This is a genomic window from Cryobacterium sp. GrIS_2_6 (assembly GCF_035984545.1).
Classification (GTDB): Bacteria; Actinomycetota; Actinomycetes; order Actinomycetales; family Microbacteriaceae; genus Cryobacterium.
This window is the reverse complement of record NZ_JAXCHP010000001.1, coordinates 586482-611895: the sequence shown is the minus strand read 5'-3', so window position 1 is coordinate 611895 and position 25414 is coordinate 586482. Positions and strand designations below refer to the sequence as shown.

General features: G+C 68.2%; 20 protein-coding genes and 1 pseudogene. 11 read left to right on the top strand and 10 right to left on the bottom strand.

What is annotated here, in order from left to right:
• Window positions 1-77 precede the first annotated feature (77 nt).
• The 5 genes from ilvC to RCH22_RS02915 form a co-directional block, all read right to left on the bottom strand.
• Window positions 78-1106 (bottom strand): ketol-acid reductoisomerase, encoded by a 1029-nt coding sequence (ilvC, locus tag RCH22_RS02935; protein ID WP_327012771.1) that lies wholly within the window; start codon window positions 1104-1106, stop codon window positions 78-80.
• 65 nt (window positions 1107-1171) lie between these two features.
• On the bottom strand, window positions 1172-1681 hold the full coding sequence (gene ilvN, locus RCH22_RS02930; RefSeq protein ID WP_281535372.1) for an acetolactate synthase small subunit: 510 nt from the start codon (window positions 1679-1681) through the stop codon (window positions 1172-1174).
• 4 nt (window positions 1682-1685) lie between these two features.
• Window positions 1686-3530, bottom strand: coding sequence for an acetolactate synthase large subunit (locus RCH22_RS02925; RefSeq protein ID WP_327012770.1), 1845 nt, complete (start codon window positions 3528-3530; stop codon window positions 1686-1688).
• A 38-nt stretch (window positions 3531-3568) separates the two neighbouring features.
• Window positions 3569-5263, bottom strand: coding sequence for a dihydroxy-acid dehydratase (ilvD, locus tag RCH22_RS02920; RefSeq protein WP_327012769.1), 1695 nt, complete (start codon window positions 5261-5263; stop codon window positions 3569-3571).
• A 43-nt stretch (window positions 5264-5306) separates the two neighbouring features.
• Window positions 5307-7523, bottom strand: coding sequence for a bifunctional alpha,alpha-trehalose-phosphate synthase (UDP-forming)/trehalose-phosphatase (locus RCH22_RS02915; RefSeq protein WP_327012768.1), 2217 nt, complete (start codon window positions 7521-7523; stop codon window positions 5307-5309).
• Window positions 7524-7701: 178 nt separating this feature from the next.
• Between RCH22_RS02915 and RCH22_RS02910 the strand changes: the two genes are divergently transcribed.
• On the top strand, window positions 7702-8568 hold the full coding sequence (locus RCH22_RS02910; protein WP_327012767.1) for a sugar phosphate isomerase/epimerase: 867 nt from the start codon (window positions 7702-7704) through the stop codon (window positions 8566-8568).
• Between the two features lie 48 nt (window positions 8569-8616).
• Here the strand turns inward: RCH22_RS02910 and RCH22_RS02905 are convergent, their stop codons facing one another.
• The 3 genes from RCH22_RS02905 to RCH22_RS02895 are packed head-to-tail and all read right to left on the bottom strand — an operon-like array spanning window position 8617 to window position 14278.
• On the bottom strand, window positions 8617-10614 hold the full coding sequence (locus RCH22_RS02905; RefSeq protein ID WP_327012766.1) for a YhgE/Pip family protein: 1998 nt from the start codon (window positions 10612-10614) through the stop codon (window positions 8617-8619).
• Window positions 10611-13634: an MMPL family transporter gene (locus RCH22_RS02900; protein ID WP_327012765.1), complete on the bottom strand. Its 3024-nt coding sequence runs from the start codon at window positions 13632-13634 to the stop codon at window positions 10611-10613. The genes RCH22_RS02905 and RCH22_RS02900 overlap by 4 nt, the downstream gene beginning before the upstream one ends.
• Before the next feature lie 5 nt (window positions 13635-13639).
• Window positions 13640-14278, bottom strand: coding sequence for a helix-turn-helix domain-containing protein (locus RCH22_RS02895; protein WP_327012764.1), 639 nt, complete (start codon window positions 14276-14278; stop codon window positions 13640-13642).
• A 139-nt stretch (window positions 14279-14417) separates the two neighbouring features.
• Between RCH22_RS02895 and RCH22_RS02890 the strand changes: the two genes are divergently transcribed.
• From RCH22_RS02890 to RCH22_RS02855, 8 genes and pseudogenes are all read left to right on the top strand, one after another.
• Window positions 14418-14606, top strand: a complete 189-nt coding sequence (locus RCH22_RS02890; protein ID WP_327012763.1) for a hypothetical protein — start codon at window positions 14418-14420, stop codon at window positions 14604-14606.
• A 112-nt stretch (window positions 14607-14718) separates the two neighbouring features.
• Window positions 14719-15150, top strand: coding sequence for a hypothetical protein (locus tag RCH22_RS02885; RefSeq protein WP_327012762.1), 432 nt, complete (start codon window positions 14719-14721; stop codon window positions 15148-15150).
• A gap of 73 nt (window positions 15151-15223) precedes the next feature.
• Window positions 15224-15316: pseudogene (locus tag RCH22_RS02880) on the top strand (hypothetical protein); the annotation flags it as partial.
• 176 nt (window positions 15317-15492) lie between these two features.
• Window positions 15493-16032 (top strand): glycoside hydrolase family 15 protein, encoded by a 540-nt coding sequence (locus RCH22_RS02875; RefSeq protein WP_327012761.1) that lies wholly within the window; start codon window positions 15493-15495, stop codon window positions 16030-16032.
• 67 nt (window positions 16033-16099) lie between these two features.
• On the top strand, window positions 16100-16756 hold the full coding sequence (locus tag RCH22_RS02870) for a biotin transporter BioY (RefSeq protein WP_327012760.1): 657 nt from the start codon (window positions 16100-16102) through the stop codon (window positions 16754-16756).
• A gap of 6 nt (window positions 16757-16762) precedes the next feature.
• The gene (locus tag RCH22_RS02865) at window positions 16763-17443 is read left to right on the top strand and encodes an ABC transporter ATP-binding protein (protein ID WP_327012759.1); all 681 of its coding nucleotides are present in this window, start codon (window positions 16763-16765) and stop codon (window positions 17441-17443) included.
• Window positions 17440-18033, top strand: coding sequence for an energy-coupling factor transporter transmembrane protein EcfT (locus RCH22_RS02860; RefSeq protein ID WP_327012758.1), 594 nt, complete (start codon window positions 17440-17442; stop codon window positions 18031-18033). Before RCH22_RS02865 ends, RCH22_RS02860 begins: the two co-directional genes overlap by 4 nt.
• A 118-nt stretch (window positions 18034-18151) precedes the next feature.
• The gene (locus RCH22_RS02855; protein ID WP_327012757.1) at window positions 18152-18589 is read left to right on the top strand and encodes a flavodoxin domain-containing protein; all 438 of its coding nucleotides are present in this window, start codon (window positions 18152-18154) and stop codon (window positions 18587-18589) included.
• A gap of 57 nt (window positions 18590-18646) precedes the next feature.
• On the opposite strand, the gene mgtA is transcribed toward RCH22_RS02855, so the two are convergent.
• Window positions 18647-21358 (bottom strand): magnesium-translocating P-type ATPase, encoded by a 2712-nt coding sequence (mgtA, locus tag RCH22_RS02850; protein WP_327012756.1) that lies wholly within the window; start codon window positions 21356-21358, stop codon window positions 18647-18649.
• Window positions 21359-21507: 149 nt separating this feature from the next.
• On the bottom strand, window positions 21508-22902 hold the full coding sequence (locus RCH22_RS02845) for a cation:dicarboxylate symporter family transporter (protein WP_327012755.1): 1395 nt from the start codon (window positions 22900-22902) through the stop codon (window positions 21508-21510).
• A gap of 134 nt (window positions 22903-23036) precedes the next feature.
• Between RCH22_RS02845 and RCH22_RS02840 the strand changes: the two genes are divergently transcribed.
• Window positions 23037-24707 carry a sensor histidine kinase gene (locus RCH22_RS02840; protein WP_327012754.1) on the top strand — a complete coding sequence of 557 codons (1671 nt, stop codon included), beginning with the start codon at window positions 23037-23039 and terminating at the stop codon, window positions 24705-24707.
• A complete protein-coding gene (locus RCH22_RS02835) occupies window positions 24700-25413 on the top strand; it encodes a response regulator (RefSeq protein WP_327012753.1) in 714 nt (237 codons plus the stop codon). Before RCH22_RS02840 ends, RCH22_RS02835 begins: the two co-directional genes overlap by 8 nt.
• Window position 25414: the final 1 nt, after the last annotated feature.

The following is a 25414-nucleotide window of genomic DNA, read 5'->3' as shown; positions in this document are numbered from 1 at the left end:
ACGCAGCGGGGCTCCTCGGGTAGAGGGGCCCCGCCGTTCATGGTGCGGTGCGCGGTGCGTCGTGCGCGATGCGGTGGTTAGCGGGCGGCTTCGCCGTCGACGTAGTCGTCGTCGTTCGAGGCGTTCCACGCGAAGAGCTTACGCAGCTCGCGGCCGGTGGCCTCGATCGGGTGCTCTTCGCCCTTCTTGCGCAGCGCGAGGAACTCGGGTGCTCCGGCGTCCTGGTCGGCGATGAAGCGTTCAGCGAACGCTCCGCTCTGAATGTCGGCGAGAACGGCCTTCATGTTCTCCTTGACGTGCGGGTCGATCACGCGGGGGCCCGATACGTAGTCGCCGTATTCCGCGGTGTCAGAGACGCTCCAGCGCTGCTTGGCGATCCCACCCTCCCACATCAGGTCGACGATGAGCTTGAGCTCGTGCAGCACCTCGAAGTAGGCGACCTGCGGCTGGTAGCCGGCCTCGGTCAGGGTCTCGAAGCCGTACTGGATGAGCTGCGAGACGCCGCCGCAGAGCACGGCCTGTTCGCCGAACAGGTCGGTCTCGGTCTCTTCGGTGAAGGTGGTCTTGATACCGGCGGCACGGAGCCCGCCGATCGCCTTCGCGTAGCTGAGGGTCAGCGGCCAGGCGTTACCGGTCGCGTCCTTCTCGACGGCGACGATGACGGGAACGCCACGGCCGGCCTCGAATTCGCGGCGCACGGTGTGGCCGGGTCCCTTGGGGGCGACCATGACGACGTCGACGCCCTCCGGAGCGGTGATGTAGCCGAAGCGGATGTTGAACCCGTGTCCGAAGACGAGGGCCTTGCCGGCGGTGAGGTTCGGAAGCACGTCAGCGGCGTACAGGTGACGCTGCACCTGGTCTGGCGCGAGGATGACGATGACGTCGGCCCACTTGGCTGCCTCGGCGGTGCTGAGGACGGTGAAGCCGACCTCTTCGGCCTTGGCCTTCGACTTCGAGCCATCCTTCAGGCCGATGACGACCTCGACACCCGAGTCGCGGAGGTTCTGGGCATGCGCGTGTCCCTGCGAGCCGTAACCGATGACGGCTACCTTCTTGCCCTGGATGATCGACAGGTCAGCGTCTTTGTCGTAGTAAATCTCAGACACGAGTGGTTATCTCCTAGTTGTTTGGTGAAGAAAGGTCGGTGAAGAAAGGGGGTGCGGGGCGAACGCTAGCTCTTGAACACGCGTTCGGTGATCGATTTGGACCCGCGGCCGATGGCGAGCAGTCCGGACTGTGCGATTTCCTTGATTCCATAGGGCTCGAGCACGCGCAGCAGCGCCTGGGTCTTGCCGGAATCCCCGGTCACCTCGATCACGACGGAGTCAGGGGCGACGTCGACGACCCGCGCACGGAACAGCGTGACGGCTTCGAGCACCTGGGACCTCGTCGTGTTGTCCGCACGCACCTTGACCAGCAGGTGCTCCCGGTGCACGGATTGCGCAGGGTCGAGCTCGACGATCTTGATCACGTTGATCAGCTTGTTGAGCTGCTTCGTGACCTGCTCGAGCGGGAGGTCCTCGACGTCGACGAGGATGGTGATCCGCGACAGGCCGGGGATCTCGGTGTGGCCGACCGCGAGGCTTTCGATGTTGAAGCCGCGCCGGGCGAAGAGGCCGGCGACGCGGGTCAGCAGGCCGGGCTTGTCCTCGACGAGGAGGCTCAGGACATGGGAACTCATGGGCTTACTCCTCTCCCCAGGTCGGTGCGTGGTCTTTCGCGTACTGCACGTAACTGTTACTGACACCCTGGGGCACCATCGGCCAGACCATCGCGTCGCGGCTCACGACGAAGTCGATCACGACCGGGCGGTCGTTCGTCGCCAGGGCGAGCTTGATCGCGTCGTCGACCTGGTCCGCGCTCGTCACGCGGATGCCGAGCGCACCATACGCCTCGGCAAGCTTCACGAAGTCGGGCACCATCGCCGAGCCGTGCCCGGTGTTCAGGTCGGTGAAGGAGTGCCGCCCGTCGTAGAACAGGGTCTGCCACTGGCGCACCATGCCAAGCGAGGAGTTGTTGATGATCGCGACCTTGATCGGGATGTTGTTGATCGTGCAGGTCGCGAGTTCCTGGTTGGTCATCTGGAAGCATCCATCGCCGTCGATCGACCAGACCACCCGGTCGGGTTCTGCGACCTTGGCGCCCATCGCCGCGGGAACGGAGTAGCCCATCGTGCCGGCACCGCCCGAGTTGAGCCAGGAGTTGGGGCGCTCGTACTTGATGTACTGGGCGGCCCACATCTGGTGCTGACCGACGCCGGCGGCGTAGACGCCCTCCGGCCCGGTCAGTTCACCGATGCGCTTGATCACATACTGCGGGGCGAGCAGGCCGTCCGTCGGCTCGGAGTAGCCGAGCGGGAACTCCTCGCGGAGACCGTTCAGGTAGCTCCACCACTCGGTGAAGTCCGGGGTGGTGGTCTTGAGCACCGCGGAGAAGGCGACGGTCAGGTCGGCGAGCACGTCCTTGGCGTCTCCGACGATGGGCACGTCGGCGGTGCGGATCTTGGAGATCTCCGCGGGGTCGACGTCGACGTGCACGATCGTGGCGTGCGGCGCGAACTCGCTGACCTTTCCGGTGACCCGGTCGTCGAAGCGGGCGCCGAGCGCGATGATCAGGTCGGCCTCCTGCAGGGACAGCACGGCGGGAACGGTGCCGTGCATGCCCGGCATGCCGAGGTGCTGGTTGTGCGAGTCCGGGAATGCGCCACGGGCCATCAGCGTCGTGACGACGGGCGTGCCGGTGAGTTCGGCGAAGGCGAGAAGCTCGGCGGACGCGCGGGCGCGGATGACGCCGCCGCCGACGTACAGCACAGGCTTCTTCGCATCGGCGAGCAACTGGGCTGCCGCCTGCACCTGCTTGCCATGGGCCTTGGTGATCGGCCGGTAGCCGGGCAGATCGATCTTCGGTGGCCAGATGAACGGCGCCGTCTTCTGCTGGGCGTCCTTGGTGATGTCGACGAGCACGGGGCCTGGCCGGCCGGTCGAGGCGATCAGGTAGGCGGATGCGATCGCACCGGGAACGTCTTCCGGGCGCTTGACGAGGAACGAGTGTTTCGTGATCGGCATTGTGATGCCGACGATGTCCGCCTCCTGGAAGGCATCCGTGCCCATCAGCGTCGAGAAGACCTGGCCGGTGATGCACAGGATCGGCACCGAGTCCATATACGCGTCGGCGATCGCCGTGACGAGGTTCGTGGCGCCGGGGCCGGAGGTCGCGATGGCGACGCCGACGCGGTTGCTCGCCGAGGCGTAGCCCTCCGCAGCGTGGCCGGCGCCCTGCTCGTGGCGCACCAGGATGTGCCGGATAGCGTCCTGGGTCATCAGCTCGTCATAGAGCGGGATGACGGCGCCGCCGGGCAGGCCGAAGACATCCGTCACGCCGAGCAGTTCGAGGGTGCGGATGATCGCACCGGAACCGGTGAGGAGTTCGGGCTCACCGGATGCTGCCGCGGCCGTCGTCGCGGCGGACGACGTGGCGGCCGAGGTCGGCGAGGGCGTGGGTGATGGCACGGGGTTCTGTTCCGCGGTCATTGAGTCAGGTCCCTAAGGTCGAGTACGAATGGTGAGCGCTACCCCGTGACGGCGCCAACGGCCGCCGATTGCACGAGCTTCGTGTACTTGGCGAGCACGCCGCGGGTGTAGCGCGGGGGGAGAGGCGCCCAGCCGACTCGTCGGGCGTCGAGCTCTTCAGGGTCGACCAGTAGGTCGAGCGTTCGAGCTGCGATATCGACCCGTATGAGATCACCATCGCGCACGAAGGCGATCGGACCTGCGTCCACCGCTTCGGGTGCTATGTGGCCGATACACAGTCCGGTTGTGCCGCCTGAGAATCTGCCGTCCGTTAACAGTAGTACATCGGCACCGAGCCCGGCGCCCTTGATGGCCGCGGTGATTGAGAGCATCTCGCGCATGCCGGGGCCTCCCTTGGGGCCTTCGTAGCGGATGACGACGACGTCGCCCTTTTCGATGGTGCCCTCGGTGAGGGCGTCCATCGCCGCGCGCTCGCGCTCGAAGACGCGGGCGGGTCCGGTGAACACGTCACTGTCGAAGCCGGCGGTCTTGACGACAGCGCCCTCCGGCGCCATCGAGCCCTTGAGGATGGTGATGCCGCCGCTCTTGTGGATCGGGTTGTCGAGCGTGCGGAGCACCTCGCCGTCGAGGTCGGGCGGGTCGATCTCCGCGAGGTTCTCTGCGACGGTCTTTCCGGTGACGGTGAGGGCGTCCCCGTGGATGAGGCCGGCCTCGAGCAGGGCGCGCATCACGGCGGGCACCCCGCCGTGGCGGTCGACGTCGTTCATGACGTACTTGCCGAACGGCTTCAGGTCGCCGATGTGCGGAACCTTGTCGCCGATCACGTTGAAGTCGTCGAGGCTCAGTTCGACCTCGGCCTCGCGGGCGATGGCGAGCAGGTGCAGCACCACGTTCGTGGAGCCGCCGAAGGCCATGGCGACGGCGATCGCATTCTCGAAGGCCTTGCGGGTGAGGATGTCCCTGGCCGTGATGCCGAGGCGCAGGAGGTTGACGACGGCCTCGCCGGAGCGGTGCGCGTAGTAGTCGCGGCGGCGGTCGGCCGAGGCGGGGGACGCGGATCCCGGCAGGCTCATGCCGAGGGCTTCGGCGACGCTCGCCATGGTGTTCGCGGTGTACATGCCGCCGCAGGCACCCTCGCCGGGGGCGAAGGCGCACTCGATCCGCTTGGCGTCGGCCACGGACATCCGCCCGGCCTTGACGGCGCCGACGGCCTCGAACGAGTCGATGATGGTGATGTCTTTTTCCGTGCCGTCCGAGAGCTTGACCCAGCCGGGCGCGATCGAGCCTGCGTAGAGGAAGACGCTCGCGAGATCGAGCCGGGCAGCGGCCATCAGCATGCCGGGCAGGGACTTGTCGCAGCCGGCAAGCAGCACGGAGCCGTCGAGGCGCTCGGCCTGCATGACGACCTCGACGGAGTCCGCGATGACCTCTCGGGAGACGAGGGAGAAGTGCATGCCCTCATGGCCCATCGAGATGCCGTCGGAGACGGAGATGGTGCCGAACTGCAGCGGATAGCCGCCACCGGAATGCACGCCCTCCTTGGCCGCCTGCGCGAGGCGGTCGAGGGACAGGTTGCACGGGGTGATCTCGTTCCAGGAACTCGCGATGCCGATCTGGGGTTTTTCCCAGTCCGCGTCCCCCATCCCGACAGCACGGAGCATTCCGCGGGAGGTTGTGGCTTCGATTCCGTCGGTGACGTCGCGACTACGCGGTTTCAGATCGATCTCAGGCATGTAGTGATTCTAGAACCTGTGTTTCGGGAACTTTGCCGCAGGGTTACCGTTCGCTGGGAGTTCCGGGGGTTCCGGGAGCTGGGGCGGCCTCCCGGAGGTCGGCGATCAGCTGCAGCACGATCGGTACTTCCTCCGGTCCGCGCACCCGGTAGCCCGCGAGGGAGGTGCCTGCGCCGATCTTCAGTCCGAGGTCGCCGGGGTGCAGCGCGGTGAAGGCGTCTTCGTCCGTCACGTCGTCTCCGGCGTAGAACACCCGGTCGGCGCCCGTGTATGCACGGAGCCGTTCGAGCGCGTCACCCTTCGAGCTCGAGCGCACGGAGAATTCGAGCACATTCTTTCCCTCGCGCACAGTGAGGTCCGGCAGCACGGCGCCGAGCTGCACGCGGGCGTCGCGTTGCACGGCCTGGCCGGCCTGCGCGGTTGACTTGCGGGTGTGCAGGGCCAGGCCGGCGGGCTTTCGTTCGATCCACGCACCCGTCACGGATGCCGAGACCCGTTCGAGCACGCGGGCGAGCGTGTCGAGCTGGTCGAGTTCGTCCTGGTCGAGTCCGAGCTCTTCGCCCGGGGTGTCCAGCTGGACCTCGATGCCATGTGAACCGGTCAGGAGCACCTCGACCTGCGGTTCGGCGACCTGGCGCAGGCTCGCGAGCGACCGGCCGGAGACGAGGGCGACACGCACGCCGTCGAGCCCGATCAGGCGTTCGACGGCCTCCCGGGTGCCGGCAACCGCACGCGAATCCTGGGGGTTGTCGACGATCGGGGCGACGGTGCCGTCGAAGTCCAGCGCGATGAGCAGCGAGCCCGCCGAACTGAAGTCGCGCAGCGCGTGAGCGAGATCATCGGGAACGCCGGGCTGAACGGCGGCACCCTCCCGGAGTGTTCTCAGGAAGGACGACGACCAGGCGGCGACGTCGTTGTCGAACACCTTGCGGCGCAGGGCGCGCATCCGCCGCTGCCGTTCGGGGCGCGGCATCGCGATCGCACGCAGGATGGCCGCTTTCATGCCGTCGATGTCGTGCGGGTTGATCAGCACGGCCTGCTTGAGTTCGTCGGCCGCCCCGGCGAATTCGCTCAGGACGAGCACGCCGTCCCTGTCGTCGCGGACGGCGACGTATTCCTTCGCGACGAGGTTCATCCCGTCGCGGAGGGCAGTGACGAGCATGACGTCCGCGGCGAGGTACAGGGCGACCATTTCCTCGCGCGGGTAGCCGTGGTGGTGGTAGCTGATCGCGGTGTGGCTGATCGTCGAGTAGTCGCCGTTGATCCGGCCGACGGCGAGTTCGATCTCGTCTCGGAGGGCCATGTACGCTCCGACCCGTTCCCGGGACGGGCTCGCGACCTGCACGAGGGTGACGTCCTCGACGGAAATCGACCCATCCTCGAGGAGCTCGCCGAAGGCCTTCAGCCGGTGGCCGATGCCCTTGGTGTAGTCGAGCCTGTCGACGCCGAGAATGATCGTCTTCGGGTTGCCGAGGTCCTCGCGGATCCGGCGCGCGCGGGCCTGGATCTCCGGACGCTTCGCGAGGTCGGCGTATGCGACGGCGTCGATCGAGATCGGGAAGTGCTTGGCGATCACCCGGCGGTGGTGTCCCCCGGCGCCCGGCACGTCGATCGCGACACCGCGGGTGGTGTACCCGAAGAGGCGACGGACCGCGCGGGAGAAGTTGCCGGCATCCGCCAGCCGCTGGAAGCCGATCAGGTCGGCCCCGAGCAGGCCGTCGAGGATCTGCTTGCGCCACGGGAGCTGCGCATAGATGCCGTACGGCGGGAACGGTATGTGGTTGAAGAAGCCGATCACGAGGTCGGGGCGCATGTCCCGCAGCATCCGCGGCACGAGTTGCAGCTGGTAGTCGTGCACCCAGACGGTTGCACCGGATGCCGCGGCGGCGGCGGCGGCTTCGGCGAACCGGCGGTTGACGCGCACGTACGCCTCCCACCATTCGCGGTGGAAGCTCGGCGGGGAGATCACGTCGTGGTAGAGCGGCCAGAGGGTGTCGTTGGAGAAGCCCTCGTAGTAGTCCTCGAGGTCGGCGTCGGTCAGCGAGACGGGAACGATGTTGATGCCGTCGTTCTCGAAGGGGGCGAACTCGCGGTCGGCGACGCCGGGCCAACCGACCCACGCGCCGTCGGAGGAGCGCATCAGCGGCTCGAGGGCGGTGACGAGTCCGCCTGGTGAGGTCTTCCAGCTCTCGGTGCCGTCCTCGGCGACGACGAAGTCCACGGGCAGCCGGTTCGAGACGGCGACGAGGGCGTATGTCACCTTCGGCTCGGCGGCGGGCGTGTTAACGGCTTCAATCGAAATGGCTGGTCCGTTCCGGTACCTGCACGGCGCACGCACCTCGGTGAACTTCCAAGGATACCAGCAGCCCCGGCGGAGCCCCCAGACTATTCGGGCGCGCGACACCCGTTGTTCAGCAGTCGGGTTTACTCTGGCGCCAATGATTCGCATCGGCATGAGCACGACGTGCGCCTATCCGCTCTCGACGGAGCACGCCTTCCGGCTCGCGAAACTCGCGGGCTACGACGGCATCGAAATCATGGTCTCCCGCGACGAAGTCACCCAGGATGCCGCTGCGCTCCTGGCGCTGTCACGGAAATACAAGCTACCGATCTTCTCGATCCACGCTCCCGTGCTCCTGCTCACGCATTTCGTCTGGGGTCGGGACCCGCTCGTGAAGCTCGAACGCTCGGCGGCGCTCGCGGCCGAAGTCGGGGCGCGAACCGTCGTGGTGCATCCGCCGTTTCGCTGGCAGGCCGACTTTGCCGTCACGTTCCTCGACTCCGTGCGTGAGATCAGCGCGGGCAGCGGCATCGAGATCGCGGTCGAGAACATGTTCCCGTGGAAGTTCGGCGGCCGGGGCATGAAGGCGTACTCCCCCGGCTGGGACACCACCCGGATGGACTGCGACGCCGTCACGCTCGACTTCTCGCACTGCGCCCTGAGCGGGCTCGACAGTCTCTCGATGGCGACGGAGCTCGGCGACCGTCTCCGGCACGTGCATCTCTGCGACGGCTCCGGCTCCCTCGACGAGGGCAAAGTCTTCGACGAGCACCTGCTGCCCGGCCGTGGCAGCGAGCCGGTCGCCGAGGTGCTCAACCTGCTCGCGCGCACCGGCTGGGACGGCCGGATCGTCGCGGAGGTCAACACCCGCAAGGCGCGCACCGAGCAGGAACGCCTCGTGCTTCTCGTGGAAACCCTCGCGTTCGCGCGCTTGCACACCGCCCAGCGCCGGGCGCGCCGTGCCCCGCGGCCAGCAGCACTAGCCTCGTCCCCACGCGCGAAAGCGGGTGAATCGTCGGTCTGATCCGCTCAAACCGACGTTTCACCCGCTCTCGCGGAGGACGTTGGTGCGTCAGCCGCGGGCGAGGGCCAGTGCGAAGGAGCGGGGCCCGCGTTTGGCGGCCACGGCCCAGAACGTCAGGCCGATGCTGACCACCGCGAAGAGCAACAGGATGCCCACGGCATCGAGCGCGCCTGCTCCCTCGCCGGAGACGATCCCCTGCATGCCGCGCACGGCCCAGGTGAGCGGCAGGAACGGGCTGATCGCCTGGAACGGCGCCGAGACGAGCTCGATCGGGTACAGTCCGCCGACCGCGGTGAGTTGCAGGGCGAGGAGCACGAGGGACACCACGATGCCGACCCTCCCGAACGCCACGGTGAGGAACTGGTGCACCGCGACGAAGACGAACGCGAGGAAAACCGCGAAGCCCAGCGTCGCCGGGAGCAGGGTCCAGGTCACGCCGAGCGAGGCGTGCAGCAGCGCGACGACGACGACCGCCTGGGCTGCGGCGAGGCCGAATGCCCGGCCGAATCCACGCGAGACGAGGCGCCGTGTCGAGGCCGTCGACGCGAGAGCGGTGCTCGTGACCGGACGCATCACGAGGAAGATCGCGAGCGCGCCGATCCAGAGCCCGACCGGCACGAAGACCATCCCGAGGAGCGGGCCGATCGTGGTGATCGGATTGTCGCGGCTCGTTGTGATGGCGACGGGCTCGGAAACGACCGAAGCCGACTGCGCAGGGTCATCCTGGTTCAGCTTCTTCGCGCTCTCGGCTCCGGACGCGAGCCCGGTCGCGAGCTGGCTCGCGCCCGTCTCGAGCTGATGCACCCCCGTGGCCGCGGCGGCGGTCCCCGTTGCGAGTTGGGAGACGCCGCTCGAGAGGCTCGAGACGCCGGAGGCGAGGCCGGTCGCGCCCGTCCGCAACGATGCGGAACCGGCTGCGAGCTTCGCGGCCCCTGTCGCGCTCTGCGCCACGCCGACCTGCACTCCGGTGAGGGCGGATGTCGTCTGCTGACTGAGTCCGGCGCCCTCGGTCGAGAGGGTGTCGAGTCCGCCCTGGAACTGGGTCAGTCCGGCCTGGTACTTGTCGAGTCCGGCCTGGTACTGGGCGATGTATGCATCGGCGTTTGCGGGGTCCGCCTTGATCGCCGCGGCGACCCCGGCGAACTGGCCTGCCAGCGTCGTGAAGCCCGCCGAGACCTTGGTGAACCCGGTTGCCGCCTGCGTGACCCCCCCGGTGTACTGGGCGACGCCGCTGCTGAGGGCGCTGAGCCCTGCCGTGCCGGTGTTGAGCTTGCCGAGGCCCGTACCGAGCGCATCCACCCCGTTCGTGTACGCGGTGACGCCGGTCGCGAAGCTCGAGGCTCCTGTCGCGGCGGACGCCGCGCCTGTGGCCGCGGAGACCGCGCCCCCGGAGAGGGAATCGAGGCCGGTAGCCACTCCGGTGACGCCCGTTGAGACCTGGCCGGCGCCATCCGCTGCCGTCGTCAGCGAGCCGCCGAGCGTTGACAGGCCGGCATACAGGCCGCTCAGGTACTGGGTGGTGATCTGTCGGCCGAAGACGCCCGTCATCGCGGAACCGACCGTCCCTGCGACTGTTCCGGCGAGATAGGAATGCGCGTCGTCGGTGCGAATGGCGAGCTCGGCCTGGGTCGGCGCTGCGGTGCCGATCGAGGTGATCGACTTGGAGAAGTCTGCGGGGATGGTGAGCACCGCGTATGCCTTGCCGGAGGCGAGGGCCGCCGCAGCGTCCGCGGAATTGGAGATCGTCCAGGCGAATCCGGTCGACGCCGTCCGTGACGAGGCCGGGGCGGTGAGCTCGGTCACGAGCAGGCGCCCGGCGAGCACGGTCTGCTTCGTGCCGTCCGCGGCCGTTGTCGTCACGAAGGTGTCGTTGTTGACGACGATCGCTGGCAGGGTGTCGAGCCGCTGGTCGGCGGTCGCGAGCGCGCCGGCGAAGACGCCTGCGACCGCGAGCGGTACCACGATCAGTCCGGCGAGTACGGTGCCGAGGGTCCAGCGGCGCTGTCCCGGCGTGCGGCTGAAGAGTCGTTCGAGCCTGGTGCTCATCGCAGTGCGGCCTTTCCATCCAGGGCGTCGGCGCCGAAGACGGCGTCGCGGGGGTCGAGGGTGTCGGTTGGCCGGGTCGCATGACGCGGCTCCGGGTCGAGGGGTGGGTATCCGCCGAGAGCTCCGCTGGCGGCGGGACCTGCCGGTTCGACGGGCTCGAGCGTTTCGAGGTCGACGACCAGCACGGCCCGCCCGGCTGCGGTGAGCGGATGCTGCGACGCCGCCGCGATGATGAGCGTGGTGTCGGCGGGGGCGAGCGTCGCAACCACGACACCGATGCTGAGTCCTGCGGGATCGGCGGGGAGTCCTTCGCCCAGGTCGATGACGACGACGCCAGGACGCTCGGCCAGCGCCGCCGCGACGAGGACCGCGGCACGGGACACGGCGGAGAGGGAAGACACCAGGGTATCCGCGGTGAGGGGTGCGACCGGGGCACGGTCGTCGGCGATGGCACGGTTGATCCGTCCGATCCAGCCGTCGAGCTGACCGCGCCGGCTGCGGGAGCGGAACCGTGGCTGGGTGAGGTCGAGCCGCTCGGCGAGCAGTTCGCCGATGGTCAGGCCGTTGTCGCGACTGTCGCCGACGTCGGCGAGCGCGACGACGCGCAATGCGCGGCCGCGTTCGGAGGGCAACGGGTAGCTGAGCACCTGGAGCCGGCCGGAGACCGGGTCGAGACGGCCGGCGAGCGTCGCGGCGACGACCCGGCGATGGGCGGTGGTCCCGGTGAGGACCAGCACCGATCCGGTCGGCACGGAAACGGTGAGCGGGCCGATCGTGCTGCCCAGCAGGCCGAAGACGGCGTCGTCCGCCGTGATGGCGCCGTCCTGGGCCTTCGCCCAGTGGCTGTCGAGCATGTGGTGGCGGAGACCCTCGCCCTCGATGTCGACGTTGGGGAGCAGGCGGTCGAGCCAGCGCGGCAGCCACCACGCCGTCCGGCCTGCGAGGGCCATCGCTGCCGGCACGAGTGTCATCCGAACCAGGAAGGCGTCGAGGAACACGCCGACGGCCAGGGCGAATGCGATGCCCTTGATCGCCCCGGTGCCGTCGGGCACGAAGGCGAAGAAGACGAAGAACATGATGAGTGCCGCCGCCGTGACGACGCGGGCGGCGTGTGCGAATCCGTAAACGACGGCCTGGCGCGGGTCGTTGTTCTTGACGTACTCCTCACGCATCCCTGAGACGAGGAAGACCTCGTAGTCCATGGCCAGTCCGAAGAGCACGGCCATCAGCAGGATCGGCAGGAAGCTCAGGATCGGACCGGGCGTGCTCACCCCGAGCAGGGCGGCGAACCATCCCCACTGGAAGATCGCGACGGTCGCACCGATCGAGGCGAAGACAGAGAGCAGGAACCCGATCGCGGCCTTGACCGGAACGAAGACGGAGCGGAACACCATCGTCAGCAGGATGATTGAGAGCCCGACGACGATGAGCGCGAACGGGATGAGGGCGTTGCTCAGCCGGTTCGAGATGTCGATCGACACGGCCGTCGCTCCCGTCACCGTGACGGGAGTCCCGAGTTCGGAGTCGATCCCCGGCGCGAGGTCGCGGATGGCCTGGACGAGATCCTTGGTCTTGGGGTCGTTCGGCGCACTGTTCGGCATCACCTGGATGATCGCGGTGTCGACGGTGGCGTTCGGGGTGCCCTTGCCGACGAAGGCGACGTCGGGCAGCGTACGCAGCTTGGCGCTGATCGTCTCGAGGTCAGGGAAGATGTTCGTGGTCTGGGTGATGTCGACGACCACGATGAGCGGGCCGTTGTAGCCGGGACCGAAGCCCTCCTCGATCATGGTGAACGCCTTGTGCTGGGTCGAGTCGACCGGCTCGGACGCTCCGTCCGGAAGGTTGAGGTCGAGGCTGAGCGCGGGGATCGCGAGGGTGCCGAGGATTCCGACGACGAGGATGACGGCGACGATCGGTGCCTTCATCACGAGGCCGACCCATCTGCGGCCCATCGTGGGCCGGCCGGTGTCCGGCGTGGTCGCCCGGTTGTAAGCGCGCCCGCCGGGTTTCGGGGTGAGACGGCCCTTGGCGAGGCCGAGAATCGCGGGCAAGAGGGTGATCGCGACGAGAATGGCGATGAAGACGGCGACCGCGGCTCCCACACCCATCACGCTCAGGAACGGGATTCCGACGACGAGCAGTCCGAGCAGGGCGATGATGACGGTGAGCCCGGCGAAGACGACCGCGCTCCCGGCGGTGGCCACGCTCGTCGATGCCGATTCCCGCGGCTCTACGCCCCTGGCGAGCTGGGTCCGGTGCCTGGACAGGATGAAGAGTGAGTAGTCGATGCCGACCGCGAGCCCGAGCATCATTGCGAGCATCGGTGCGGTGCTCGAGACGGGCACGAACGCGGAGATCGCGGTGATGCCGCCGATGGCCTCGCCGACGCCGATGAGCGCCATCAGCAGGGGCATCCCTGCCGATGCCAGCGAGCCGAAGGTGATCAGCAGCACGACCCCGGCGAAGAGGAGGCCGAACACCTCGGTGATGGTGATGCCGAAGCTGTTGGACGAGAAGGCCTGGCCGCCGAAGGCGACCTCGAGACCGACCTTCTCCGCGATCGCGGCCGTCGCCGTGACGGCGTTGAGGGTCGCGTCTGTCACATCCGCGGATGGACCGTCGAGTTGAACGACGCTGCGCGCGGTCGCCTCGTCCGTCGAGATGGCACTCGAGGCGTAGTCGGAATACGGGGTGATCACGGACACAACGCCGGGAACGGCCTCGAGTTCGGTCGCCATGTCGGTGATGGCCGTCTTGTACGGCTCCGTATTGACGGATGCCCCGTCCGGGGTCCTGTAGACGACCTGCACCGAGGCTCCGGCCGCCTGGGGGAAAACGGCGGCGAGCTGGTCGATCGCGTCCTGCGATTCGGTGCCTGGGATCGCGAAGGACTCGGCGGTCTTGCCGCCGAGGGCGATGCCGCCGCCGAGGATCCCGAGGAGGAGGAGTGCCCAGACGCCGATGACGAGCCACGCGCGCTTGTAGGCGAAGTAGCCGATCCGATACAGAAGGGTTGCCATTGTGATTACTTCCTGGACTGGGTGGTGCGGACGGCGACGGGGGCGAGGAGCTCGGAGAGGAGGGTGATGAGGGCGGGCCGGAGATCATCGGACGGCGTGATGTCCTCGTCGAAGAACGTCAGGCCGGCGACGAGGGAGTACGCGGCGCCGCCGAGCGCGACACCGAAGCGCATCCGGTCGATGGTCGTGGCGTGCTCCTGGCAGAGGGCGTCGCCGAGGCGCACGATCAGGGCCCTGGCCCGATCGATCACGGCGATGCCCTTGAGGGACTGGGCCTGGTTGATCAGGACATGCACTTCGAGCCGGTACTGGAGCAGGAAGTCGACGAAGTCCTCGATGAACCGGTGCCGCGAGGCCGCGTTCTCCGAGGTCGACGTGAACCCGCCGAGGATGGCCTCGAGGCGTTCGATGGCCGGGGTCAGCACCTCGCCGAGGAGGGCGTCCTTCGAGGCGAAATGGTAGAGCACACTCGATTTCGAGTACCCGGCGGATGCTGCGATCTGCTGCAGGGAGGTACCGGCGAACCCGACGGCGGCGAACTGCTGGAGCGCCATGACCCGCAGTTCGGCTCCAGCGCCGGGGCGGACGGTCGCGGTCGCGGGCGCGGCCGCTGCGGGGACGAGGTCTTCCGGTTCGATCTGCACTGGACTACCTTACCTGACCGATCGGTCAGTTCCTGCACGGTCGGTCAGCTTGTTTACCCGACGGAAACATGCCGGATGCCTGGGACCGAGCGGCACGCGCCCCGGTCCCGATCCGGGTACCGTGGTCCTCGGAGGACCCATGCGAAAATTCATCTTCAGCAGCGCGATGCTCGGCGTCGTCGCCGGCGGTTGGAACATCCTGCAGGCCACCCGGCGCGGACCGCGCGACTGGCGATTGGTGCTCATGTGGATCGGCTGGGCGCTGAGCGCAGCCGTCGCCATAGGCACCATCGTCAAAGATGCCGATGGACGGCAAATCGACAGCTAGAAAACCCGGCTTCCCACCCGGACTCGCGATTGACCGGCGTGTCCGCGGCTCAATCATGCCCGGGGCCGCCACACTGATAGCAGAAAGAGCTTTCGATCGAAAGGGGCTCCCGATGTTTGGTCGACGACGTCGTGCCGCGCCTTCTATTCCGGTACCGGTGCTGCCCACCCCCGAGCTCAGCGACGACGAGGTGTTCGACCTCTTCCACGGCGAGCTCTCGCGGCTGATCGGCGAGCAGGGGCTCTGGACCCTCGTTCCGCGCAGCCCCGCGGACACCGACGTGATCTTCCACGGTCTCAAGGCCCGCCAGGTGGCCGCCTCCCTGACATCCGCGCTCCGCACCGCCACCTCGGAACTGCGCGGCGAGTCCGTCGGCGAACCGGCGGCACTGTCGTTCACCCCCGCCCCCATCACTGTCTGGGCCGAACCGGATGCTGCGGCCCGCAAGCCGGCAGCCCCGCAAGCGGAACGTTTCGTCTCGGCCGTGCCGCGCCCGGGGTACACCGCTGTCGAACCCGCAGAACGCGCCCGCCTCGTCGCCTGAGGCTTTCCTCCGGGTCCTGGCCCGGGCATCCGCTCACGGCCGGAGGACGGCCGCGCGGTGACAGGATGTCTGCATGCCTCTGAACATCGAGGAATATGCCCTGATCGGCGACTGCCATTCAGCGGCCCTCGTCGGCAGTGACGGAAGCATCGACTGGCTCCGCCTGCCGCGCTTCGACTCCGCATCCATGTTCGGCGCGCTCCTGGCACCGAGGACCACGGGCGCTGGCTGCTCGCCCCGGCAGACCCCGCTGCACCGAGCACGCGCAGCTATGTCGACGGCATCTTTATCCTGGCCCAGGTCTGGACGACCCCGACCGGACGTGTCGAGGTCCTCGACTTCATGCCGCACGGTGACGGCCGGCCGGACCAGGGCATCTGGGAGGTGCGCGGGCCGGCCCGCGAATTCACCCACTCCTGCGTGGTGGTCTGGGCGGCCTTCGACCGATGGTGCGGGGCTGTACCGAATTCGGCGTCGACGGCCCCGTCGAACGCTGGACCGCCCTCTGAGACGAGATCCGCAGCGACATCGAGCAGCGGGGCTTCAACGCCGAACTCCGCACATACACCCAGTACTCGCACATACACCCAGTACTTCGGCGGCACAGAGGTGGACGCCTCCCTGCTCGTGCTTCCCCAGGTGGGCTTCCATGATCCGACGGATGCCGGGATGCTCGGCACGGTCGCCGCGATCGAGGCCGACCTGTTGCGGGACGGCCTGGTGCTGCGTTACCGCACGGAGGTTCCCGTCGACGGACTGGCCGGTCGCGTAGATTACGACGATGCCGCCGATGCGATCACGGCGATGGAGGATCGGGGCGCCCGGCTTGCCAGGACGGGCAACGAGGCCGCCGCCACGGCCGTTTCCGGCGCCGGCCGATAGAGATCCGCCGGATTCTTTGTAGGTCTCATCTGGAAACCGCCCCCGCCCTGCTCGTACATTGAAAACCATGACCGCCAGAACCCTGACCGTGCGCGACCTCGCGCAAATCGCCATCTTCGCCGCGCTGATCGCGGCCCTCGGCGTCCCCGGACCCCTCTCCCTCGGCGTGATCGCGGTACCGATCACCCTGCAGACCCTCGGCGTGATGCTCACCGGCGCGGTCCTCGGGGCCCGCAAGGGCTTCTTCGCCGTGCTGCTCTTCCTCGCCCTCACCGCGGCAGGGCTGCCGCTGCTCGCCGGCGGCCGTGGCGGCCTCGCCTGGTTCACGACCTCGCCGTCCGCGGGATATCTCTACGGCTGGCTCCTCGGCGTGCTCGTGATCGGGTACCTCACCGGCCGGCTGCTCCCGAAATACCCGCTCTGGCCCGCCCTCGGCGCGACCGTGCTCGGCGGCATCGTCGTGATCTACGCCATCGGCGTTCCCGTCACGGCGTTCACCCTGCACCTCCCGATCTGGGGCGCCCTGATCGACGCCTCGAAGTTCCTGCCCGGAGACGCGATTAAGGCCGTGGTCACCGTGCTCGTCGCCCGGCAGGTGCACCGCGCATACCCGGGGCTCGTCCCCCGCCGCCGAGCGGTCACCGCGTCGTCCGCGACCACGACCTCTACCGCGACCACGACCACGACCTCGGCCGCGACCTCGGCCCGGGCCTCGGACGAGTAGGCCACCGTGAGCACGATCGTCTTCGACGGGGTGTCGCACTCCTTCGGGGACCGCAGCGTGCTCCGCGACCTGAGCCTCACCCTCGCTGAACGCCGCATCGGGATCGTGGGCGCGAACGGCTCGGGCAAATCCACCCTCGTCCGCCTGATCAACGGGCTCATCACACCGGATGCCGGCACCGTCACGGTCGACGGGCTCCTCGTCGCGAAGAACGCGCGCGAAGTACGGCGCAGGGTCGGCTTCATCTTCACCAATCCCGACAACCAGATCGTGATGCCCACCGTCGAGGAGGACGTCGCGTTCAGCCTCCGCAAACGCGGGCTGAGTGCCGCCGAGATCGCCGGCCGCACCCAGGCGGCACTCGACCGCTTCGGGCTCAGCGGCCACGCCGCCCATCCGGCGCATCGGCTCTCCGGCGGCCAGAAGCAATTGCTCGCCCTCGCCGCTGTCCTCGTCGGCGAGCCGCAGGTCGTCGTGGCCGACGAGCCGACAACACTCCTGGACGCCCGCAATTCCCGGCGCATCGCCGACCTCTTCCGGGCCATGACCCAGCAGGTGATCGTGGTCACCCATCAGCTCGACCTGCTCGAAGACTTCGACAGGGTGATCTGCATCGAGGACGGCACGGTCGTCGCGGACGGCGCACCGGCCGTGGCCATCGATGCCTACCGGGCATTGCTGGCATGATCGGCCTCTACTCCCCCGGGCATTCACTCCTCCACCGGGCGCCGACCCTGCTCAAGCTGGCCGTCCTGTCGGCCGGGGTGCTCTGGGTCGGCATTCTCGGCGAACCGTGGCAGCTCCTGGTCGCGCTCGGTATCATCGCCGGCCTGTATCTCGGGGCCGGCGTGCCTGCGCGCGCGGCCTGGCAGCAGATCGGTCCGATCCTGTGGATCCTCCTGATCGCCGTGCCGATCCAGGCGCTCCTGGCGGGCTGGGTCCCGGCGGCGCTCATGGCCGGGCGGCTGCTCGCGGCCGTCGCCCTCGCCGCGCTCTTCACGCTCACGACCACCGTCACGGCGGTCCTCGAGGGGTTCCAGCGGCTGCTCCGCCCTTTCGATCGCTGGGTCGATGCCGACAGGGTCGGACTGCTCGTTGCGATCACGCTGCGCTGCATCCCCCTCGTCGCCGAGATCGTCACCGAGGTGCTCGAGGCACGCAGGGCCCGCGGCACCCAGGGCTCCCTGCTCGCGCTCGCGGTGCCGGTCGTCGTGCGCTCCCTGTACGCAGCGGATGCGATCGGCGAGGCCCTCGTCGCGCGCGGCCTCGACGACTGATCTCACCCGCGTGACACCCGTTCTGGGTATTTCTCCGGCACGAGCGAGCCTCGACCCGCCCACCCGCCGGGACCACACTGAGAGCATCCGAACCGTCGTTTCCGACTGGAGGCCGCTCGTGAGCGCGATCGTTGTCTTCGATTCCACCTACGGCACCACCGAATCCGTTGCAGGGACCATCGCGGATGCGATCGGCGGCAGTGCGGTGTCCGTTTCGACCATCAGCCCGGACAGCCTGACCGGAGTGGATCTCCTCTTCGTCGGCTGCCCGATCAACGGCTGGCGTCCATCACCGCGGATGCAAGCCTTCCTCGACCAGTTGCACCCCGGCACCCTGCGCGGTATCCAGGCTGCCGCCTTCGACACCCGGGTCCACTCGCCCCTGCACGGGGGCGCCGCAGGGAGGGTGACCCGCAGGCTCAAGCCCGCAGGGGCCCACATCCTGGCCGGGCCGACGTGTTTCATCGTCGACGGCAAGACCGGACCGCTCGCCGACGGGGAGCTCGACCGGGCCCGCCAGTGGGCCGACTCGATCGTAGCCGCCCTCGCCTCGTGATCCGCTCCCTGATGAGTCCCTGATCAGCCTCCGCCAGGATCCGCCTCCGTCGTGAGGCTATTTCCGCCCGGCCCTGGCACGTCTGCGCCGCGAGGCCGACCGTCGCCTGGCGACGACCGCCCCCGGTTCCACGACGCTGAAGCGGGCCGCCCGCCGGGCAAGGTGGTGGCTCGAGACCCGCTGACGGGTGGCCGTCGGCTGCTGCGCGGGGCGGCTGAAGAACCACTGCTTGGCGAACTCGACCAGGACGAGGTACAGCACGGTCATCCCGGCCAGGGCAAGGAAGAACGGCAGCGGCAGGGGGTCGAAGCCGAGGACTCCGGCGAGCGGAGAGAACGGCAGGTACATGCCGATCGCGACAACGGAGAACGCCGAGATGGTGAGCCCTCGAGAGGCCCTGCTACGCAGGAACGGCACCCGTCGGGTGCGGATCGCGAAAATAATAAGCGTCTGCGTGGCCAGCGATTCGATGAACCACCCCGCCCGGAACTCTCCGGGCGCGGCCTGGAAGACCAGGAGCATCAGCGCGAAGGTCGCGAAGTCGAAGAGCGAGCTGATCGGGCCGAACAGGAACATGAAGCGCCGGATGTACCCGATGTCCCAGTGCGAGGGCGCGAGCAGCTGCTCCTTGTCGACCCGGTCGCCGGGAATGGCGAGCTGGCCGGCGTCGTAGAGAAGGTTGTTCAGCAGGATCTGCCCGGGCAGCATCGGCAGAAAGCTGAGCACGACGGATGCCGTCGCCGCGCTGAACATGTTGCCGAAATTGCTCGAGGTGCCCATCAGCACGTATTTGATCGTGTTCGCGAAGATCCGTCGACCTTCCATCACCCCGTCGGCCAGCACTCCGAGGTCCTTGTCGAGCAGCACGACATCCGCGGCGTCCTTGGCGACATCCGTTGCGCTGTCCACCGAGATCCCGATGTCGGCTCCGTGCAGGGCAAGGGCGTCGTTGACGCCGTCGCCGAGGAAACCGACGGCACGCCCGTTCGCCCGCAGGGCGTGGATGAGCCGGGACTTCTGCTCCGGGGACACCCGGGCGAAGATGCTCGCGTCCTCCGCACGGACCGCGAGTTCGGCATCCGTCAGGGCGTCGATCTCCCTGCCCGTCAGGGTGCCCCCCGACTCAAGGCCGAGGTCGCCGCACACCTTCTCCGCGACCCGGGCGTTATCCCCCGTCGCGATCTTCACGGAGATGCCCAGGGTCTCGAGCCGCTTCAGCGAAACCCGCGCGCTCTGCTTCGGGCGGTCGAGGAAGATGAGGAACCCGGCGAGGGTGAGGTCGTTCTCATCGGCCGGGCGGATGCCCGTGAGCCCGGAGGCTGTCCGGGTCGCCACCGCGACCACGCGGCTGCCCTTCGCGTATTGCTGGTCAAGCAGGTTCCGGGCGGCCGGTGCCACGTCGCGGCAGACCCGGAGCACATCCTCGGGCGAACCCTTGGTGACGAGGGTGACCGTCCCTGCCGGGTCTCGCACGAGCACGCTTGTCATCCGGCGCTCATGGTCGAACGGAATCACATCGAGCCGGGTGTACTCGGACACCTGCGAGGCCGGGGCCTCCGGTGCGGCCCAGACGGCCACGTCGAGCGGGTTCTGGCCGACCGTCGACACCGTGCCCGTCGAGTAGTCGACCTCGGTCGCGAGCAGCCCGTACCGGAGGACATCTCCCGCGTCCACATGGGGGGCAGCAGGGAGCGCCGTCGTGAAGGAGATCTTCCCCTCGGTCAGGGTTCCCGTCTTGTCCGTGACGAGCACGTCCATGTCGCCGAGGTCCTCGATCGAGACCAGGCGCTTGACCAGGACCTTGCGCTTCGCAAGCTCCCTGGTCCCGGTGGCGAGGCTAGTGGAGACGACGGCGGGCAGGAGCTGGGGGGTGATCCCGACCGCGATCGCGAGCGAGAACAGCAGGGACTCGAGCAGGGGGCGCTGGAGAAGCAGGTTTGCGACGAAGATGAGCGTCGTCAACCCGATGGCCACCTGGAGCAGCAGCAGCGAGAAACGCCGGAGGCCGAGCTCGAACTCAGTCTGCGGCTGCCGGGTGCCGAGGCCGAGTGCGATGCGCCCGAATTCGGCGTGGGCGCCCGTGTAGACGACCACGCCGACGCAGCTTCCAGACTGGATGACCGTGCCCATCAGCACGCAGGAGTTCAGGTCGCCGAGCGCCGCTCCGCCGGGGATGGATTCCGGCGACTTGTCCACCGGCAGTGATTCCCCGGTCAGGATGCTCTCGTCGCAGAGCAGGTCCTCACACGAGAGCAAGCGGATGTCGGCGGGGACGACGGCGCCGAGGGACAGGTGGAGGATGTCGCCGGGAACGATGTCGACGACATCGATCTCGACCAGGGAGCCGTCCCTGACGGCGACGGCCTTGTGCGTCACCCGCGAATGCAGCGCCTCGGCGGCGAGCTCGGCCCGGTACTCATTGCTGAAGCCGAGCCCGACGCTCGCCAGGAGGATGACGCCGATCACGATGGAGTTGGTGACGTCTCCGAGGAGAAGCGACAGGGCGGCGGTCACGATCAGGAGGATGAGGATGGGACTGCGCAATTGCCTGCCGAGCACGGACAGGGGACCTGCCTTGTGCGTGCGCACCGCATTGGGTCCGGTCGAGGCGAGCCGACGAGCTGCCTCAACGCCGGTCAGGCCCGCAGCCGTTGACCCGAGTCGGCTCAGCACCTCACCGGCGCTGCTGCTCGCGAAGTCCGCGAGCGTCGTCGCCTCGGGAGGCTCCGGGTTCAGTCTCGCGGTTTCCTTCGACGTGAGGTCGGGCATCTCCGTCATCTTCTTCTCGGTCCCCCGGTCAGGCGCCTCCGGCGGCGCTGATTCCGAGACTATCCTCCCCCGGCGAGAAGACGGATGCGCCACGGCGGGCCCGCCCTCGAAGGGGGCGGGCCCGGCGCCGCGCACCAGGTGGGCCTGGGTCAGTGCCTGGCGTCTTCGAGCACCGCAGACTGCGCCGCCCGTTCTGCCGCAACGGACCGCTCCGCGGGGGTGGGGTCGATGGTGTGCGCCATCATCGTGGTCTCGTCGAACGGCTCCAGGCGGTCGAGGACCCGGTCGACCTGGGCCCTGTCGATCTCCCGGGTCCAGGAGCCGATCAGAACGGTGGCCACGGCATTGCCGGTGAAGTTCGTGAGTGCGCGCGCCTCCGACATGAACCGGTCGATGCCGACGATGAAGCCGACACCGCCGAGCAGCTGCGGGGCGTGGGCCTGCAGCCCCGCAGCGAGGGTCGCGAGACCGGCACCGGACACGCCGGCCGCTCCCTTCGACGCGATGATCATGAACACAAGCAGGCCGATCTGCTCGCCGAGCGCGAGCGGCTGGCCCATCGCTGTGGCGATGAAGAGGGAAGCCATCGTCAGGTAGATGGCGGTGCCGTCGAGGTTGAAGGAGTATCCCGTCGGCACGGTGACGCCGACGACCGGCTTCGAGACACCGAGGTGCTCCATTTTCGCAATCAGCCGGGGCAACGCCGCCTCCGACGACGACGTCGAGAAGATCAACAGGTATTCACGGCCGAGGTATCGCATCAGCTTGAAGATGCTCACGCCGGTGGAAATCTTCAGCAGCCCGCCGAGGATGACGACGATGAAGAGGATACAGGTGAGGTAGAAGGCGCCCATCAGGGTGAAGAGACTGACGACCGCCTGGAATCCCGTCGCACCCACGACCGCCGCGATGGCGCCGAACGCGCCGATCGGAGCGAGCCACATCACCATGATCAGGATCCGGAAGACGAGGGCCTGCACGTTCGCTATCGCCTCGAGTATCGGCTTGCCCGCCCTGCCCATCTTCTGCAGGGCGAACCCGGCGATCAGGGCGACGAAGAGGGTCTGCAGGATGTTGCCGCTCGTCAAGGACGAGAACAGCGTCGTCGGGATGATGCCGAGGAAGAAGCCCTGCGAATCCGCGGCCGCCGGCGGGACGTATGCCGCGGCCGCTTTCAGGTCGAGCCCTGCGCCGGGGTGGATCAGGTTGCCGACCAGCAGCCCGATTCCGAGCGCGAACGTCGACATGACGAGGAAGTACCCGAGAGCCAGTCCGCCGATCCGGCCGACGGTCGCGGCCCTCGCGATCGAGCCGATGCCGATCACGATCGTGCAGAAGATGATCGGCGAGATCATCATCTTGATGAGTGCGATGAACACGTCGCCGAGCGGCTTGAGCGAGACCGCGAAGCCGTCCTTCCCGCCGAAAAGCAGGCCGACGGTGATGCCGAGCACGACGGCCACGACGACCGCGATGTACAGGTAGTGGGACGTGTCGATCGGTTTCGTCGGCCGGACCGGACGTGTGGCTCGCAGCGCTGCCATGAGAGACTCCTTTGTCTGGTGTTGTGCGTTTCAGAATGGTCGACGGGGCACGTTGCGTCACGGTTGCGGTCATATTGTTCACGCGCGGCGCATAGACGATTTCATTCACATCGAGGTGAGAAGGGCGGCACGCCATGATCCGCGAGTGGAGTATCGCGCGCCGGCTCTTCCTAGCCCATTCCTTCTTCATCGTCGCGCTGACCGCCTCCGTCGGCACGGCACTGTTCATCGACGCTCGCGATCGCGGCTACGCCGAAGCCGAGAGCCGGATGCTGTCGGTCGCGACGGCCATCGCGGAGAACCCGCTCGTCCTGGAGGCCAGCGGGGCCCCGGATCCGAGCGCACTCCTGCAGCCCTATGCCCTCAGCGTCACGCAGAAGGCGGGGCTCGACTTCATCACGATCATGGCGCCGGACCGGACCAGATGGACTCACCCCACCGAGTCGGAAATCGGTCGGCCGTACATCGGCACCATCGCGCCGGCCCTGGCGGGAACGCCGTTCACCGAGGTCACGACGGGAACCCTGGGTCCGTCCGTCCGCGCGGTCGTGCCGGTCGTCGATGCGCAGGGCGCCGTCCGCGCGCTCGTCGCCGCCGGGGTGAAGACCAGCAACCTGTCGATCGCGCTGACCGCCCGACTGCCCGCTGTCCTGGGCCTGGCACTCGCCCTCCTGGTGGCCGGCGCGCTCGTCACGTCCCTGATCGGGCGCTACCTCCGCAGAGTCACCCTGGGCTGGGGACCGGAACAGCTCGCCCAGTTGTTCGTGTACTACGACTCCGTGCTGCATTCCGTACGGGAAGGTCTCGTCCTCGTTGATCTGAAGGGCGATCTCGTGCTCTACAACGACCAGGCCGCCGAGCTTCTCGGCATCCCGTCCCGACCGGCGAATCCGAGGGGCGGTGCCGCCGCCCCGACCCTGGGCGAGCTCGAACTCCCGGCGGGACTCGGGGACCTGCTCCGCAGCGGCCGACCCGTGCAGGATGAGATCCACCTCACCCGCACCCGGGTGCTCGTCGTCAGCCAGCAGCCCGCACTCACGCCACCCGTGAGCGGCCGTGGGAAATCGACGCCGATGGGGTGGGTCGCCACGATCCGCGACCACACCGATCTGCAGTCCCTCGGCAGCGAGCTGCAGTCCATGCAGACCCTGTCCGGCGCCTTGCGGGCCCAGACGCACGAGCATGCCAACCGGCTGCACACGATCGTCTCGTTGATGGAACTCGGCCGCACCGCAGACGCACTGGAATTCGCGACCAGGGACCTCGAACTCGGCCAGATGCTGACGGACGAGGTGGTCACGTCGGTCGACGAGCCCGTGCTGAGCGCACTGCTGATGGGCAAATTCGCCCAGGCCAGCGAGCTCGAAGTCATCCTCGCCGTCGAGGCCACCGGCAGCCTGTCCGATATCGGGCTGCAGGCCCGGGACCTCGTCACGATAGTGGGCAACCTGATCGACAACGCCCTCGACGCCGCCATGGACGCCGCGGCGCCGCGGGAGGTCCACCTCTCCGTGCACATCGGTGCGGCCACCGTCGTCGTCGAGGTCGCCGACAGCGGCCGTGGCGTCGATCCGGAAACGCTCGACGACGTGCTTCGCCGCGGCTTCAGCACCAAGGAACCCGGAGAGTTCGGGCGTGGACTCGGCCTCGCACTGGTGCAACAGACCGTCAACCGGCTCGGCGGCACCCTGACCATCGGATTTCGGAGGGGCGCTGTCTTCACGGTCACGCTTCCCTGCCGGACACCCTCAGCGGACGTCGCCGGCGTGCGCCCCACCGGAGGGAGGGATCCCCACGATGCCTGACGCGGACATCCGCGTGCTCGTCGTCGAAGACGAGGCCATCGCGGCGAAAGCCCACGCGGTCTATCTCGGTCGCCTGGCAGGCTTCGTGCACGCCGGAACCGCGCGGGACGGACAGTCCGCCCTGCGGTCGCTGGCAGAAGCTGAGTCCGCGGGCAACCCCATCGACCTGGTCCTGATGGACATGACGCTCCCCGACCTCCACGGCCTCGACGTCAGCCGCCGAATGCGTTCGGCCGGACTGATGACGGACATCATCGCGATCACGGCGGTGCGCGATCTGATGATCGTGCGCGGCGCAGTGGCAGCAGGCATCGTCCAATACCTCATCAAGCCATTCACCTACGCGACCTTCGCGCAGAAGCTCGGCCAGTACCGGGACTTCCGGATCCAGCTCGGCACGCAATCCCGGGTCACCAACCAGTCGGACGTCGACCTTGCATTCGCGAGCCTGCGCGCGCCCGTCGAGCTTCCCCGTCCGAAGGGACTCGCGGAAGGCACCCTTGCGGCCGTCGTCGACTTCCTCAAGGAGCAGGAGTCCCCGGTCTCCTCGAGCGAGGTCACCGACGCACTCGGGATCTCCCGGGTGACGGCGCGCCGGTACCTCGAGTACCTCGCGGACACCGGAACCGTTCTGCGCTCTCCGCGCTACGGGACGCCTGGGCGACCAGAGAACGAATATTCCTGGATGCGCATACCGCGCCCGTAAC